Source organism: Comamonas sp. CAH-2 (assembly GCF_009668305.1).
In the GTDB taxonomy this organism is placed as follows: Bacteria; Pseudomonadota; Gammaproteobacteria; order Burkholderiales; family Burkholderiaceae_C; genus Comamonas; species Comamonas aquatica.
This window is the reverse complement of sequence record NZ_VSWF01000025.1, coordinates 1-15,572: the sequence shown is the minus strand read 5'-3', so window position 1 is coordinate 15,572 and position 15,572 is coordinate 1. Positions and strand designations below refer to the sequence as shown.

Sequence of the window (15,572 nt, the reverse complement as noted above, 5' to 3'; positions counted from 1 at the left end):
CGTCCCGGCGACACCGGTTTTCCGACTTCCCACGATCCAAGGAGCCTTCCCATGACCGCTCGCACCCAGGTTCACGGCCTGCAAGTTGCCCAAGAACTGCACACTTTCATCAATGAACAGGTGCTGCCCGGCACCGGCGTCGATGCCGCCGCGTTCTGGCAGGGCTTTGACGCCCTGGTGGCCGACCTGGCCCCCAAGAACGCCGCCCTGCTGGCCGAGCGCGACCGCCTGCAGACCGAGCTGGACACCTGGCACCAGGCCCACCCCGGCCCCATCACCGACATGGCCGCCTACCAGCAGTTCCTGACGCAGATCGGCTACCTGGTCGAGCCGCCCAAGGACGCCAAGGCCACCACCGAGAACGTGGACGCCGAGCTGGCCCAGATCGCCGGCCCGCAGCTGGTGGTGCCCATCCTGAACGCGCGCTACGCGCTGAACGCGGCCAACGCCCGCTGGGGCAGCCTGTATGACGCGCTGTACGGCACCGACGCCATCCCCGAGGACGGCGGCGCCGACAAGGGCAAGGGCTACAACCCCGTGCGCGGCGCCAAGGTCATCGCCTTCGCCCGCAACTTCCTGGACCAGGCCGCCCCGCTGGCCACCGGCTCGCACCAGGATTCCGCCGGCTACCGCGTGGAAGCCGGCCAGTTGGTGGTGACACTCAAAAACGGCAACACCACCGGCCTGAAGGACGCTGCCAAGTTCATCGGTTTCCAAGGCGATGCCGCCGCGCCGTCGTCCGTGCTGCTGAAGAACCACGGCCTGCACATTGACATCCTCATCAACAAGTCCACGCCCATCGGCAGCACCGACGCCGCCGGCGTGGCCGACGTGGTGGTGGAGGCCGCACTCTCCACCATCCTGGACCTGGAAGACTCCGTGGCCGCCGTGGATGCCGAAGACAAGGTGCTGGGCTACAGCAACTGGCTGGGCATCCTGAAGGGCACGCTGACCGAATCCTTCGACAAGGGCGGCAAGACCGTCACCCGGGGCCTGAACGGCGACCGCGTCTACACCGGTGCCAACGGCCAGCCCGTGGTGCTGCACGGCCGCTCGTTGATGTTCGTGCGCAACGTCGGCCACCTGATGACCAACCCCGCCATCCTGTGGGGTGCGCAGGCCAAGGAAATCCCCGAAGGCATCCTGGACGCCGTGGTCACCACCGCCATCGCCATCCATGACCTGCAGGGCCATGGCGCCAACGGCATCCGCAACAGCCGCACCGGCAGCGTCTACATCGTCAAGCCCAAGATGCACGGCCCTGCCGAAGTCGCTTTTGCCAACGAGCTGTTCGGCCGTGTCGAGCAACTGCTGGGCCTGCCCGCCAACACCGTGAAGCTGGGCATCATGGACGAAGAGCGCCGCACCTCGGTGAACCTGAAGGCGTCCATCGCCGCGGCCCCCGCCCGCGTCGCCTTCATCAACACCGGCTTCTTGGACCGCACCGGCGACGAAATGCACACCGCCATGCGCGCCGGCCCCATGGTGCGCAAGGGCGACATGAAGACCAGCGCCTGGCTGCAGGCCTATGAGCGCAACAACGTGCTGGTCGGCCTGACCATGGGCCTGCGCGGCCGCGCCCAGATCGGCAAGGGCATGTGGGCCATGCCCGATCTGATGAAGGCCATGCTGGAGCAAAAAATCGGCCACCCCAAGGCCGGTGCCAACACCGCCTGGGTGCCCTCGCCCACCGGCGCCACCCTGCACGCCCTGCACTACCACCAGATCAGCGTGGCCGATGTGCAGAAGGAACTGGAAAAGACCAGTGCCGACACCGAACGCGCCAACATCCTGGCCGATCTGCTGCAAATCCCCGTGGCCAAGGACCCCAAGTGGACCGACGCCGAAAAGCAGCAGGAGCTGGACAACAACGTGCAAGGCATCCTGGGCTATGTGGTGCGCTGGGTGGACGCCGGCGTGGGCTGCTCCAAGGTGCCTGACATCCACAACGTGGGCCTGATGGAAGACCGCGCCACGCTGCGCATCTCCAGCCAGCACATCGCCAACTGGCTGCTGCACGGCGTGGTGACCGAGCAGCAGGTGCGCGACACCTTCGCCCGCATGGCCCAGGTGGTGGACAGCCAGAACGCCGGCGACGCCAGCTACAAGAGCCTGGTCGCCAACCCGCAGGGGGCGGCCTTCCAGGCGGCCCTGGACCTGGTGTTCAAGGGCGTGCAACAGCCGTCCGGCTACACCGAGCCCCTGCTGCACGCCTGGCGCCTGAAGGTCAAGGCCGGCGCCCGCTGAAGCCACGGGGACCCAGGCCCCGACAGGCACGACCAAGCGCCCTGCGGGGCGCTTTTTGCATGGCGTCGCCAGCTCTGCAGATATTGCTACAGGATGTAAGGTTGTCATTGGCGCGTAAACGGAGTGGGCGGGGATTGCTTGGACAATCGCCGCCAATCAGGGTTTTTACTTACTCCATCTCCATGCCACTTCAACACATCTCCATCGGCAAGCGCCTGGGCCTGGCCTTTGCCGTGCTGACGCTGTTCATCGCCACCATGCTGGCAGTCGGCATCTGGCGCCTGCAGGCCGTGGCCCAGTCCACGGCCGACATGATGGCGCGCCCGCTGTCCAAGGAGCGCGTCATCTCCGACTGGTACCGCACCGTCTACAGCAACGTGAGCCGCCACGCCCTGGTGGCCCGCAGCAGCGACGCCGACCTGGCGCGCCAGTTTGTGGCCGACAACGTCGAGGCCTCCAAGGCCTCGTCGCGCCAGCAGGCGGAGCTGCAAAAGCTGATCAGCACGCCCGAAGAACAGGCGCTGTTCGACCAGGTCAGCGTGCTGCGCACCCGCTTCGTGCAGGCCCGCGACACCATCTACCAGGCCAAGGCCGAAGGCCGGGCCGACGAGGCCGAGCGCCTGCTGCGCAGCGACTTCCAGCCGGCGGCCGACGCCTACCTGCAGACCCTGCAAGCCCTGCTGGACCACCAGCGCCAGCGCATCAGCGACGCCGCCGCCGGCGTGCAGGCCGAGTTTGAACGCGGCCGTATGCAGCTGGCCGGCCTGGGGGGCCTGGCCGTGCTGATCGCCGTGGCCCTGGCCGTGGCCATCACGCGCAGCATCACCACCCCGCTGGCGCGCGCCGTGCACGCCGTGGAAACCGTGGCCGCCGGCGACCTGACGCACCGCGTGCGCAGCGATGCCCGGGACGAAACCGGCCAGTTGCTGCGCGCCCTGGACGGCATGGGCGACCAGCTGCGCAACGTGGTCGGCCAGGTGCGCCAGGGTGCCGACGGCGTGGCCTCGGCCTCCAGCCAGATCGCCAGCGGCAACCTGGACCTGTCCAGCCGCACGGAAGAGCAGGCCAGCGCCCTGCAGCAGACCGCCGCGTCGATGGAGCAAATGACCTCCACCGTGCGCCAGAACGCCGACAACGCCCGCACCGCCAACCAGCTCGCGGTCTCGGCCTCGGAGCTGGCCAGCCGCGGCGGCCAGGTGGTCGACCAGGTGGTGGGCACCATGGGCGACATCCATGAGGCCTCGCGCAAGATCGTGGACATCATCGGCGTCATCGACGCGATTGCCTTCCAGACCAACATCCTGGCGCTGAACGCCGCCGTGGAAGCCGCGCGTGCCGGCGAGCAGGGCCGCGGCTTCGCCGTCGTGGCCAGCGAGGTGCGCACCCTGGCGCAGCGCAGTGCCGATGCAGCCAAGCAGATCAAGGACCTGATCACCGCCAGCGTGGAGCGTGTCGACGCCGGCCACACCCTGGTCGAGGAAGCGGGCGTGGTGATGCGCGACGTGGTGGCCGGTGTGCGCCGCGTGACCGACATCGTCGGCGAGATCAGCGCGGCCAGCCAGGAGCAGACCCAGGGCCTGGAACAGGTGCAGCACGCCATCACGCAGATGGATGCCGTGACCCAGCAGAACGCCGCCCTGGTCGAGGAAGCCGCCGCCGCCACGCGCGCACTGGAGGCCCAGTCCGTGCAGCTGGTCCAGGCCATGGTGCACTTCCAAGTCGGCCAGGAACGCGCCGTCACCGCCGCACCGGCGCTGCTGACCCGGGCATGACCCGCAGCCCCGGCCCCGATCGGGGTCCGAGCACCGCACCGGCGTCTGACATGGCGCAAGACAAGGCACCTGCGGGTGCCTTTTTGGTGGGCGCTGCCCCCTTCTGTCAGCCAGCCACAAGCATCGCGCGGTCCGATATGGAGACAATCCACTTTTCTCTTGATTGCACTGCACCATGCGCTCTTTCCGACTGATCCCCCTGGCCGCCGTCGTGGCCGTTCCCCTCTGGCTGACCGGCTGCGCGACGGAAACGTCCCAGGCCCTGAACGCCACCCAGACCCAGAGCGCCAGCCGCAGCTACCACGGGCCGCGCAGCCCGATCGCCGTGGGCAAGTTCGACAACCGCTCCAGCTACCTGCGCGGTGCGTTCTCGGATGGCGTCGACCGTCTGGGCAGCCAGGCCAAGACCATCCTGATGTCCCACCTGCAGCAGACCAACCGCTTCAACGTGCTGGACCGTGACAACATGGCCGAAATCAAACAGGAAGCGGCCATCCAGGGCACCACGCAGCAGCTCAAGGGCGCGGACTACGTGGTGACCGGCGACATCTCCGAGTTCGGCCGCAAGGAAGTCGGCGACAAGCAGCTGTTCGGCGTGCTGGGCCGCGGCAAGACGCAAACCGCCTATGCCAAGGTCACGCTGAACGTGGTCAACATCCGCACCTCGGAAGTGGTGCGCTCGGTGCAGGGCGTCGGCGAGTACCAGCTGTCCAACCGCGAAATCATCGGCTTCGGCGGCACCGCCAGCTACGACTCCACCCTCAACGGCAAGGTGCTGGACCTGGCCATCCGCGAAGCCGTGGACCGCCTGGGCGAAGCCGTCGATGCCGGCGCCCTGCCTGCCCTGGCCGCAACCGCACGTTGAAAGGCCGCAGCATGCACCTCCACACCGCCATACGCGCGGGCGCCAGCCTGGCGCTGGCCACCCTGCTGGTGGGCTGCGCCGCGCCCAAGACCTTGTACAGCTGGAACGGCTATCAAACCCAGGTTTACCAGTACCTCAAGAGCGACGGCCCGGCCGCCGAAGAGCAGATCCTGGCGCTGGAAAAAGGCGTGCAGGTCAGCGCCAGCCAGGGCGCGCAGTTGCCGCCCGGTTACCAGGCCCACCTGGGCCTGCTGTACCTGAACACCGGCCGTACCAACCAGGCGCTGGCCGCCTGGGAGCAGGAGAAAAAGCAGTTCCCCGAATCGGCCCCGTACATCGACTACCTGGTCGGCAACCTGAAGAAGAACGGCATCTGACATGCGCATTCCCCGGATCCCCCGCATCCTGAAGTGGTCGACCCTGCTGGCCACCTGCGCCTGGCTGGCAGGCTGTGCCACGGCCCCCGGCAAGGACTACAGCGCCTACCGTGCGGCCAAGCCGGCCTCCATCCTGGTGCTGCCGCCCGTCAATGACGCACCCGAGGTGCAGGCCAGCGCCAGCGTGCTGTCCCAGGCGACCCTGCCCCTGGCCGAGGCGGGCTACTACGTCCTGCCCGTGACCCTGGTGAGCGAAACCTTCCGCCAGAACGGCCTGGAAATCGCCGGCGACATCCACGAGGTGGCCCCCGCCAAGCTCCAGGAGATCTTTGGCGCCGACGCCGCGCTGTACCTGCGCGTCACCCGCTATGGCACCACCTACCAGGTGATCCAGAGCGCCACCGTGGTCAGCGTCGAAGCGCGCCTGGTGGACCTGCGCACCGGCACCCAGCTCTGGGATGGCCGCGCCTCGGCCTCCAACCAGGAAGGCGGCAACAGCTCGGGCGGTGGCCTGGTCGGCATGCTGGTGACGGCCCTGGTCCACCAGATCGTCAACTCGGCCACCGATGCCGCCCACCCCATGGCCGGCGTGGCGACCAACCGCCTGCTGGCAGCCGGCACGCCCAACGGCTTGCTGTACGGACCGCGCTCGCCGCTGTACGGCAAGAACTGACGTGCACCCTGGCCCACAGGCCCGGCGTGGCTGGTGGGCCGGCGCCTGCACGCTCCCACATCCAGAGCATGCAGCGCGCTTGGAGCCTGGGCCCAAGGCGGTTTTGACTTAATTCTTCGCAACCCCGGCGGCGCGGCCGCTCAGACCGTCACGCACGCCGGCCGCATGTCCTGCATCAGCCGGTACAAGGCCTGGGCCGCCACGGACAGGCTGCGCCCCCGCCGGCGCACCAGGTAGATCTGGCGCTCCATCGCCGGCAGTTGCAGGGCCCGGGTGCACAGGCCGGGCTTGTCGAAATGGAACAGCGACAGCGCCGGCACCACACTGATGCCCAGCCCCGCCTGCACCAACCCCATCACCGTGGCCAGCTGCTCCACCTCGACCAGGGTGCGCAGGGTCTGGGGAAACAGCGCCGCATCCAGGTACTGGCGCACGCTGCTGTGCCGCGCCAGGTGCACAAAGGGCCAGGGCTGCAGATCCGGCACGCCGATCTCGGCCTGCTGCGCCAGCGGGTGGTCGTCGCGGCAGACCAGGTGGAAGCCATCGCGGCAAAACGGCTCCGCCTGCAGCTCGGGCGTGTCGGCACGGATCGCCGCCAGGGCAAAGTCCGCCTCGCCCTGGGCCACGGCGGTGATGCAGGGCTCGGACAGCACGTCCTGCACCGCCACCTCCACCCCGGGATGGCGCGCCAGAAACTGCGCCAGCACGCCGGGCAACCAGCCCGCCGCCAACGAGGGCAGCAGGGCCACGGCCACATGCCCGCGCGCCAGCTGGGCGGTGTCGCGCATGGCCTTGGCGCAGTCCTCCAGCTCCTCGGCAATCCGCTGGGCCGACAGCCAGAAGCGCTCGCCCTCCTGCGTCAGCAGCACGTGGCGCGTGCTGCGGTCGAACAGCTTCAGGCCCACGTGGTCCTCCAGCGCCTTGATCAGCGCGCTGAACGCGGGCTGTGACAGGTGGCAGCGCACGGCCGCACGGGTGAAGTTCTTCACCTCGGCAAGGGCCAGGAAGGCCTGGATGTCGCGGGACGAAATATTCATCTGACTTCCAAATCAATTCATCTCAATTATCGATTTCACAGCTTATCCAGCCCTTCCTATAGTGGCCAGCAGGAGATTCCATGACTTCACCCCACGCCACCACCCCGCCCCTGCTGATCGGCTGCGCCGCGGGCTTCTCCGGGGACCGCATTGATGCCGCCGGCCCCGTCGTGCAGGAGCTGATCCGCCAGCGCCAGCCGGCGGTGCTGATCTTCGAGACCCTGGCGGAACGCACCCTGGCCCTGGCCCAGCTGGCCCGGCGCAGCGACCCCGAGGCCGGGTTCGAGCCGCTGATGCCCGAGTTTCTGCGCCCGGCGCTGGCCGACTGCCTGCAGCACGGCATCCGCATCGTCAGCAACTTCGGTGCCGCCAACCCGCAGGCCGCGGCCCGCACCATCCACCGCCTGGCCCAGGCCCTGGGCACGCGCACGCCGCGGATTGCCGTGGTGCACGGCGATGACCTGAGCGGCCCCGCGCACCGCCCGCTGCTGGCCGAAGCCCTGGCCGAGCGTATGCCCGCGCAGGAGCTGGTCAGTGCCAATGCCTACATCGGTGCCCAGCCGATTGCGGCGGCCCTGCAGGCCGGTGCCGACATCGTGGTCTGCGGCCGCGTGTCCGACCCCTCCCTGGTCGTCGGCCCGGCCATGGCCCACTACGGCTGGGCCTGGGACGACTGGGACCGCCTGGGCCGCGCCACCATGGTCGGCCACCTGCTGGAATGCGGCACGCAAGTGACCGGCGGCTACTTTGCCGATCCCGGCTACAAGGACGTGCCGGGCCTGGACCAGTTGGGCTATCCCATCGCCGAGATCGATGCCGACGGCCACTGCACCCTCTTCAAACCCCAGGGCACGGGCGGCTGCATCACCCCCGCCACGGTCAAGGAACAGCTGCTGTACGAGATCCACGATCCGGCCCAGTACCTCACCCCCGACGTGGTGGCCGACATCACCCAGGCCCAGGTCCACGCCGTGGGGCACGACCGCGTGCGCCTGGAAGGGGTGCGCGGCCACCCCCGGCCCGACACGCTGAAGGTCAACGTCTGCTACGCCACGGGCTGGTTTGCGGAGGCCGAGATTTCCTACGCCGGCCCACGTGCGGCCGAGCGCGCGCGCCTGGCGGGCCAGACCATCCAGCAACGCCTGGGCCATCTCGCGCCGCTGCGCACCGACCTGATCGGCGTGACCAGCGTCTGGGGCAACGATGCCAGCAGCTGGCTGGACGGCGCCGACCTGCGGCACGCCCCGCACGATGTGCGCCTGCGCATGGCCTGGCAGCATGCCGACCACGCCACCGCCCTGCGCCTGCCGCGCGAGGTCAACGCCCTGTACTGCTGCGGTCCGGCGGGCGGCGGCGGGGTGCGCACGCACATGCGCCAGCGCCTGGGGCTGACCTCCTGCCTGATCCCCCACACCAACATCCCCACCGGGTTCACCTGGGCCACCGCCCCTGGCCCGGCACCGGAGCATGCCCATGGCTGAACCCACCACCCTGACCGTCCCCCTGTACCAGCTGGCCCACGGCCGCACGGGCGACAAAGGGAACCGCTCCAACATCAGCGTGATCGCCTTCCACCCGCAGCTGTGGGACCTGATTTGCGACCAGGTCACCGAGGCCGCCGTGGCCCAGCTGTTTGCCGACCGCCAGCCGCACCAGGTGCGCCGCTACCTGCTGCCGCAGCTACAGGCCATGAACCTGGTGCTGGACGAGGTGCTGGATGGGGGCGTGAACGATGCCCTGAACCTCGACAGCCACGGCAAGACGCTGTGCTTCCGCGTGCTGCAGATGCCGATTTCCGTTCCCGGGGCACTCGCCCCCTGGATTGCCCGTCCCGCTTGACCATTCCCATAACCACACAGGAGACAACCATGACAAGCACGACCCGCCGCCACCTGCTGACCGCCAGCCTCGCGCTGGCCCTGGCACCCACCGCCTTCGCCCAGGGCAGCTTTCCCAGCAAGCCCATCACCCTGCTGGTGCCGTTTGCAGCCGGCAGCGCGACCGACCAGCTGGCACGCGCCCTGGGCCTGTCGATCACCGAGCAGACCCAGCAGCCCGTGATCGTCGAGAACAAGGGCGGCGCCAGCGGCATGATTGCCGCCCAGGCGGCGGCCAAGGCCCCGGCCGATGGCTACACCGTGCTGATCACCACCAACACAACGCACGCGGCCAACGAGCACCTGTACAAAAAGCTCGCCTACGACCCGGTCAAGGACTTTGCCCCGCTGACCGGTCTGGGCAAGGGCGGCCAGGTGCTGGTGGTGCCTATGAATGCGCCCTACAAGACCGTGGGCGAGCTGCTGGCCTTCGCCAAGGCCCACCCCGGCAAGCTGAGCTTCGGCAGCGGCAGCTCCTCCAGCCGCATGGCCGGCGAAATGCTCAAGCAGCTGGCCGGCGTGGACATCCTGCATGTGCCCTACAAAAGCAACCCGCTGGCCATCACCGACCTGATGGGCGGGCAGATCAACCTGATGGTCACCGACATGTCCACCGGCGTGCCGCAGATCAAGGCCGGCAAGCTGCGGGCGCTGGGCTACTCCACCCCCAAGCGCAGCCCCCAGCTGCCCGATGTGCCCACCATCGCCGAAGCGGGCGTCAAAGGCTATGACATGGGCTACTGGTTCGCGGCCTATGCCCCCGCCCACACGCCCGCCCCCGTGGTGGCCAAGCTCAATCAACTGCTGCGCACCGCCGTCGGCAGCCCGGCCGCGGCCTCGTTCTTCGACATGTCCGGCTCCGAGGCCTGGACCACCACCCCCCAGGAGCTGGCACAGTTCCAGACGGCGGAAACCACCAAATGGGGGCAGGTGATCAAGGCCGCCGGCATCACGCCCGAATAAGCCCCCCGCCCATCCACCCCCCGGCCCTGCGGGGCCTGGGGGATGACCGGCGTGCAGACACCGGAACGCGATCCCCTGCGGCGCAGGCACTGCCACAGGCACACCGCCCCGCCAGGTGCTGGCCCCGCCGCAGAACGGGGCAACATGCGGGCGCAACGCCCCACCGCCACTGGGGCGACCCGGCCATCCCGGTTACCATGCCGGGCATGGCATTGAAACCCATTCTCATTTCCAACGCAGTGCGCGCCGCCGTGTTCGGTGCGTGGTTGAGCCTCGGCGGCTGCGCCGCCCTGTCGCCGGCGCCGGCCACCGACGCCACGGGCTGGCAACGCCAGCTGCAGGCCCCCGCCCCCCTGCCCGAGGTGCTGCTGCTGGGCGAACAGCACGATGCCCCGGAACACCAGGCCTGGGAACGCGACACGGTCCAGGCCCTGGCCCGGCAGCAGCGCCTGGCGGCCGTGGTGCTGGAGATGGCCCACAGCGGGCACAGCACCCGGGCGCTGGCCCCCACGGCCTCGGAAACCGAGGTCCAGGAGGCCCTGGACTGGCAGGCGGCCGGCTGGGACTGGGCGCCCTATGCGCCCGTGGTCATGGCCGCCGTGCAGGCCGGGGTGCCCGTGCATGGCGGCAACCTGCGCCGCAGCCACATGCGGGAGGTGATGCAGCAAACGCACTGGGACCAGCACCTGCCGCCCACCGCGTGGGAGCGCCAGCGCGACGCCATCCGCAGCGGCCACTGCGATCTGCTGCCCGCCAGCCAGCTCACGCCCATGGCGCGCATCCAGCTGGCCAAGGACGCCAGCATCGCCGCCGTGGCGCAGGCCCAGCTGCAGCCCGGCCAGACCGTGCTGGTGATCGCCGGCCGCGGCCATGTGCTGCGCAGCGTGGGCATTCCCACCTGGCTGCCGGCCGGGTTGCACGCCCAAGTCGCCGTGGCCCAGGCGCAGGGCGCCACACCCACCCCGCCCGGTGACTACGACTGGCTGGTGCAGACCCCGGCCGTGCCCGCCCAGGACCATTGCGCCGACCTGCGGGCCCGCTGGCAAACCGGGGCACCTGCGGCACCCCAGCCCCAAAAACCATAGCTATCTGTGCGCACCCCGTCTGCGCATTTGCGGCATTTCATTCCAATCTTCGGCTGCACGGGGATACCGCCTGCTGCGGGTGCACCCTGCGGGCGGGCCCACACGCGCGATGGGGACTGCACACACCCCGTGCCGCATGCACTACCGCACGCCGCCAGCAGCCCGGTGCGCCCTCAACTGCCAAATGCGGCCAGCACCTGCAGCACCGCCTCCACCGCCGGGTGGGGCACGGGCAGCCGGCGGTGGGCCACGGCCATGGGCCGCAGCAGCGGCGGGTGCAGCGGCCGGATGTCCACACCGGGCACGTGGCGCTGGTCCTCGACTTCTTCCAGCGGCAACAGCGCCGCACTCTGGCTGGCGACAGCCAAGCTTTTGAGGGCACCCGGGTAGGTCAGCGTCAGGAACGGGCGCGGGTGGTAGCCCGCCTGGCCAAACCAGGCGGAGATCAGCCCATGCATCTGCGTGGCCGGTGCGAACGAGGCCCAGCGCCGCTCGGCCAGCCACTGCGGCGTGATCTGCGCCGGCGCCTGCCAGACCGCCGGCAGCAACGCCACCATGGTGTCGGTGCGCCAAGGGGTGAGCACGATGTCGGCCGTCGCCGGCTGGGGGCTGGCCACCACGGCGATGTCCAGCGTGCCGGCCTGCAAGCGCTGCATGGCATCGGTGGAGCCGACGGCCTCCAGCCGCACTTCCACGCCCGGGCTGCGCCGGCCCAGGGCTTCCAGCATCAGGGGCAGCAGCCGGGTGCTGACACCGGCCGACACACCCACGCGCACCAGGCCCTCGCGCCCGCTGGCGCGGCGCTGCACCAGGTCGATCAGATCGTCGCTGGCGGCCAGCAGCTTGCGCCCCTGCTCCACCAGGGCCTGGCCCGCCGGCGTCAGCTCGGCCTGCCGGCGCCCCCGCAGCAACAGCACCGCCTCCAGGCGCGATTCCAGATCCTTGATGTGCAGGCTCACGGTCGGCGGCGCCAGATGCAGGGCCTGCGCCGCCGCGGCAAAGGTGCCCAGGTCGGCGATGGCGATCAGGGTCTGCAACTGGTCGAGGTTGAGGTTACGCATCAGAATTCCTGAATTGAATCTTCATTGAATTCAACTTTACAGATGTTTGGCCAGCCCGGAGCATCTTCTCCATGCTGAAACCACCTGCTCACCTACCCACGGTGCCACCCGCCCCCGCGCCCACTGTGTCCACTGCACCCACGGCGCCCACCGGGGCACAGTCCCCGGATGCACCGCCAGCCCAGGCCCCTCGGCCAGCGTGGCCGCAACGTCTGCAATCGGCCCTGCAACGGGCCGAGCACCGCATCCTGGAGAACTTCCGCGTCCCGCCCGGGGGTGGCTGAACACGGCATACACTGGCGCCATGTCTGCCGCCCCCTCCCCTGCGACCTGCCCTCTGTGCGGCCAAGCCAATGCCTGCGCGGTCGCGGCCGGATTGCCGCCGGAAACCTGCTGGTGCATGCAGACCCGGATCCCGGCCTCGGTACTCGAACGCATTCCCGCCGCCGAACGCGGCCAGCGCTGTGTCTGCCCGGCCTGCGGCCAAACGCCACCGCCTCCCGAAGCCCCCCGCTAAGTCCCCTGCGTCCTCCACGCACCGTGGCCTGCACATCCGGCGATTGCCAACCGCAGCCCAGGAGCCATGTCCTCCGTCATGGGTGGACCGCGCGCCCCGCCATTGGGTGAATGCTGGCGTATTCCCCCCTCACCCCCATCACCAAGCGAAGCACCGCGGGCCGGCTACAGCGCCCGCCCCAAGCCCTCTGGTCTGGGCCGGCTGGACGCGCCACACCGTTGGCCAGCGGGCGCCACAGCGGCACAAACCCGGCAGGCAAGCTGCACCTTTGCTGCACAAACCGCCGGCGCGCGTTAGGCTATGCCCCTTTGTTGTCTTGCCCGTTTGGAAGCCCCTGCCCATGTGCCAGCTGTTAGGAATGAACTGCAACACGCCCACCGATGTGCGTTTTAGCTTCAGCGGCTTTGCACAGCGCGCGGGCAACACCGGCGATCACACCGACGGCTGGGGCATTGCATTCTTCGAGGACAAGGGCCTGCGGCTGTTTGTGGACCACGAACGCGCCATCGACTCGCCGGTGGCCGAGCTGATCCGCCGCTACCCCATCAAGAGCAAGCACGTCATTGCCCACATCCGCAAGGCCACCCAGGGCGTGGTCAGCCTGCAGAACTGCCACCCCTTTGTGCGCGAGCTGTGGGGCCGCAACTGGGTGTTTGCGCACAACGGCGATCTGAAGCACTTCGCGCCCAAGCTGCACACCCATTTTCGCCCCGTCGGCAACACCGACAGCGAGCTGGCCTTCTGCTGGATCATGCAGGAGCTGTGGAAATCCCACGCCGGCGTGCCCAGCATCGCAGAGCTGACCCTGACCCTGCAGGACCTGGCCCGGCGTATTGCGCCGCATGGCACCTTCAACTTCCTGCTGTCCAATGGTGAAGCCCTGTGGGCGCACGCCACCACCCACCTGTTCTTCACCGAGCGCCGCCACCCCTTCGCCCAGGCCCACCTGGCCGACGAAGACCTGAGCGTGGACTTTGCCAGCGAAACCACGCCCCACGACCGCGTGGCCGTGGTGGTGACCGCCCCCTTGACCAAGAACGAAGCCTGGACCGCCTTTGAACCCGGGGTGGTGAATGTGTTCGTCGATGGCCGCCTGCACCAGGGGCAAAGCCGCCCCCAGGCCTGATACCACAGCAGGGGCACGCACCGCCAGTGTGGCTGCCGCAGGGTAGGAAGGCGCAGTTCCGGTTCCTGTGCCCGTGGCAGAAAGCAGAGGCTTGCGTCGATCGCGCCGTGGGGCCCCGCCGCAACCCGTATTCCCGTGACAGCCGCACGGCGACCCAGCATGGCCTCGGCAGGCCACGGTTCGATTGCAGGGACTGTGGCGCTCCCCTTCGCCCCCGCGCAGATTGGCGTTCACGCCGGCGCTGCGCTGAGGTAGAGCGGTGCGGACCTCAGCGATGCTGCCTGTCGCCGCGCTGGAGGCGGCACATCCGCGCAGCCTGCTCTGCGGCAGCAGGGGATACCGGCCCAGCCCCCTCAGCCGGTGCCCCTGCATTCCGCAACATGGCAGTACCGGAAGAAAACACGTCTTGGTGATTTGCACAAAATTGGCCACCGGCGCTTATTTCATCAGTGCTGCAAGCTATCGAAATGATGGCATGCCACCCACCCTGCCAAGAGAAAACCCCGCCAACGTCACCGCGGCGGGGCGGCGGGGCTGCACCAGTCTCACGCCCATGCGCTGGGGACGGCCACAGTGCTAGCTTTTAGGGCTTGGCGCCGGCAGGCGGGGTGCCTGCGGCAGCGCCGGCCGCCTGGGCTTCCGCCATGTGCTTTTTCGCAATCGCCTGCAACTGGGGCATCAGCCGGGCCATGCTTTGCTGGGTGGTAGCCATGGTGGCCTGCATGACGGCCGGCATCTTCTCCACCACGGCCATGCCCACCGGCGTGCGGTAGAAGGCCGTTTGCCCATCCACCTCCTCCTGGGTGAACGTGCTTTGGTAGATCTGGACCATCATGGGCCGCATGTGGCTCCAGTTCAGCTCCTGGCGGATGAGGGCCGCGCTCTCGCGGGTCATCTTGTCGATGACCTGCTGCTCGCGCTCGCTGGGCTTGCGCCCCTGCAAGCTGGCCTGCACGGCATCACGCATGTTGCGCTCCAGATCGGCGCCAGTCTTGGCAATCAGGGCCTCGCTCTTGGTGGCCGCCAGCAGTGCCTCGATGGAGGCAACCGTGGGCGGTGCGCTCCAGGCCGATCCGGCCAGGCCCAGCCAAGCCATCGCAGCCAGGCTGGCAATACGGAAGCTGCCACGGCGGACGGTGGCAGGCAGGTGGGAAGAAGGTGTGTCGTTCAATCGCATGTCGGACCCAGAATGTGCAGCAGGGCCCTCTGCCATCGGACGGTCCATGGACTGCACGGTCAAGAAAAGCGGCAGCCGGGGTGCAACATACGCCTTGGCTCGGCTGTCTTCGCAGCCTGGGGCGAGGAAACACAGACCCAGCCGGCAAGGCGCCAACTGGGCAAGGTTGCAGTGGCCACTGCGCGGCGGGCAGCAGCCACAGCGGCTGCCATCCTGGTGCCACGCGACGGGACACACAGCGACGTGAGTGTCGTCCAGCGTGGGGAGCGCTCTGCGATGGAGGGACGAGGGTCGCCTTCAGCGGCACATCCCGTGCGAGTGGCAGCGCCGGCAAGCGTACCACCCAATCACCTTCAGATACCAGTCACCTTCATGCACTGAGACTGTGCAGCCGCACTGCACTCCGTAGCGCCCTGTGGCATGGCGATGTGCACCATCATCGCGAGAAGGCCGCAAAACAAGAACGGGATGGATTGCACGCACCTGCGCCTGCAGAAGCCAAGTGAGTGGCCTGGAACTCCAATCCGTGAGCGCTTGGCGCTGATCCAGATTCGGTTCTCAGGTCTTTGGTGCCTGATTCGCAATAAGAGCGCACGCAGTGCGCTCTTATTTTTCAGGGTATTGAAGTAACAACACTTGCCATCAATAAGCTGCCAACGCCGGTCCACAGCCTGTGTTTGATGCATCTCATCCCAAAAAAACAAAACCCCCTGCCTCGTTGGAGGTCAGGGGGTTTGTCGCTGTAAGAGCCTGGCGATGACCTACTTTCACACGGGAATCCGCACTATCATCGGC

14 protein-coding genes are annotated in these 15,572 nt (G+C 68.5%); 11 read left to right on the top strand and 3 right to left on the bottom strand.

Annotation, left to right across the window (positions count from 1 at the left end; translation table 11 throughout):
• The first annotated feature begins 51 nt into the window (after window positions 1-51).
• From FYM52_RS13295 to FYM52_RS13275, 5 genes are all read left to right on the top strand, one after another.
• Window positions 52-2,247 carry a malate synthase G gene (locus FYM52_RS13295; RefSeq protein ID WP_154164447.1) on the top strand — a complete coding sequence of 732 codons (2,196 nt, stop codon included), beginning with the start codon at window positions 52-54 and terminating at the stop codon, window positions 2,245-2,247.
• A 182-nt stretch (window positions 2,248-2,429) separates the two neighbouring features.
• Window positions 2,430-4,019 carry a methyl-accepting chemotaxis protein gene (locus FYM52_RS13290; RefSeq protein WP_043383694.1) on the top strand — a complete coding sequence of 530 codons (1,590 nt, stop codon included), beginning with the start codon at window positions 2,430-2,432 and terminating at the stop codon, window positions 4,017-4,019.
• Window positions 4,020-4,194: 175 nt separating this feature from the next.
• On the top strand, window positions 4,195-4,884 hold the full coding sequence (locus tag FYM52_RS13285) for a CsgG/HfaB family protein (protein WP_042417618.1): 690 nt from the start codon (window positions 4,195-4,197) through the stop codon (window positions 4,882-4,884).
• An 11-nt stretch (window positions 4,885-4,895) separates the two neighbouring features.
• Window positions 4,896-5,261, top strand: a complete 366-nt coding sequence (locus FYM52_RS13280) for a DUF4810 domain-containing protein (RefSeq protein WP_154164446.1) — start codon at window positions 4,896-4,898, stop codon at window positions 5,259-5,261.
• Between the two features lies 1 nt (window position 5,262).
• A complete protein-coding gene (locus FYM52_RS13275; RefSeq protein WP_154164445.1) occupies window positions 5,263-5,934 on the top strand; it encodes a DUF799 domain-containing protein in 672 nt (223 codons plus the stop codon).
• Window positions 5,935-6,074: 140 nt separating this feature from the next.
• Here the strand turns inward: FYM52_RS13275 and FYM52_RS13270 are convergent, their stop codons facing one another.
• Complete coding sequence (locus tag FYM52_RS13270) at window positions 6,075-6,971, bottom strand: LysR family transcriptional regulator (RefSeq protein WP_154164444.1); 897 nt, start codon at window positions 6,969-6,971, stop codon at window positions 6,075-6,077.
• Window positions 6,972-7,051: 80 nt separating this feature from the next.
• Here FYM52_RS13270 and FYM52_RS13265 point away from each other — a divergent pair, with 80 nt between their 5' ends.
• From FYM52_RS13265 to FYM52_RS13250, 4 genes are all read left to right on the top strand, one after another.
• Entirely contained in the window at window positions 7,052-8,452 is a 1,401-nt protein-coding gene (locus FYM52_RS13265; protein WP_154164443.1) for an acyclic terpene utilization AtuA family protein, read from the top strand.
• Window positions 8,445-8,810, top strand: a complete 366-nt coding sequence (locus tag FYM52_RS13260; protein WP_154164442.1) for a hypothetical protein — start codon at window positions 8,445-8,447, stop codon at window positions 8,808-8,810. Before FYM52_RS13265 ends, FYM52_RS13260 begins: the two co-directional genes overlap by 8 nt.
• Before the next feature lie 29 nt (window positions 8,811-8,839).
• The gene (locus FYM52_RS13255) at window positions 8,840-9,811 is read left to right on the top strand and encodes a tripartite tricarboxylate transporter substrate binding protein (protein ID WP_154164441.1); all 972 of its coding nucleotides are present in this window, start codon (window positions 8,840-8,842) and stop codon (window positions 9,809-9,811) included.
• A gap of 206 nt (window positions 9,812-10,017) precedes the next feature.
• Window positions 10,018-10,896, top strand: coding sequence for a ChaN family lipoprotein (locus FYM52_RS13250; RefSeq protein WP_238826212.1), 879 nt, complete (start codon window positions 10,018-10,020; stop codon window positions 10,894-10,896).
• Between the two features lie 173 nt (window positions 10,897-11,069).
• On the opposite strand, the gene FYM52_RS13245 is transcribed toward FYM52_RS13250, so the two are convergent.
• On the bottom strand, window positions 11,070-11,957 hold the full coding sequence (locus FYM52_RS13245; protein WP_154164439.1) for a LysR family transcriptional regulator: 888 nt from the start codon (window positions 11,955-11,957) through the stop codon (window positions 11,070-11,072).
• 304 nt (window positions 11,958-12,261) lie between these two features.
• On the opposite strand from FYM52_RS13245, the gene FYM52_RS13240 reads away from it, so the two are divergent.
• Window positions 12,262-12,474: a cysteine-rich CWC family protein gene (locus tag FYM52_RS13240; RefSeq protein ID WP_154164438.1), complete on the top strand. Its 213-nt coding sequence runs from the start codon at window positions 12,262-12,264 to the stop codon at window positions 12,472-12,474.
• A 340-nt stretch (window positions 12,475-12,814) separates the two neighbouring features.
• Window positions 12,815-13,600, top strand: coding sequence for a class II glutamine amidotransferase (locus FYM52_RS13235; protein ID WP_154164437.1), 786 nt, complete (start codon window positions 12,815-12,817; stop codon window positions 13,598-13,600).
• A 583-nt stretch (window positions 13,601-14,183) separates the two neighbouring features.
• Here the strand turns inward: FYM52_RS13235 and FYM52_RS13230 are convergent.
• Window positions 14,184-14,777, bottom strand: coding sequence for a DUF2059 domain-containing protein (locus FYM52_RS13230; RefSeq protein ID WP_162524720.1), 594 nt, complete (start codon window positions 14,775-14,777; stop codon window positions 14,184-14,186).
• Between the last annotated feature and the right edge of the window lie 795 nt (window positions 14,778-15,572).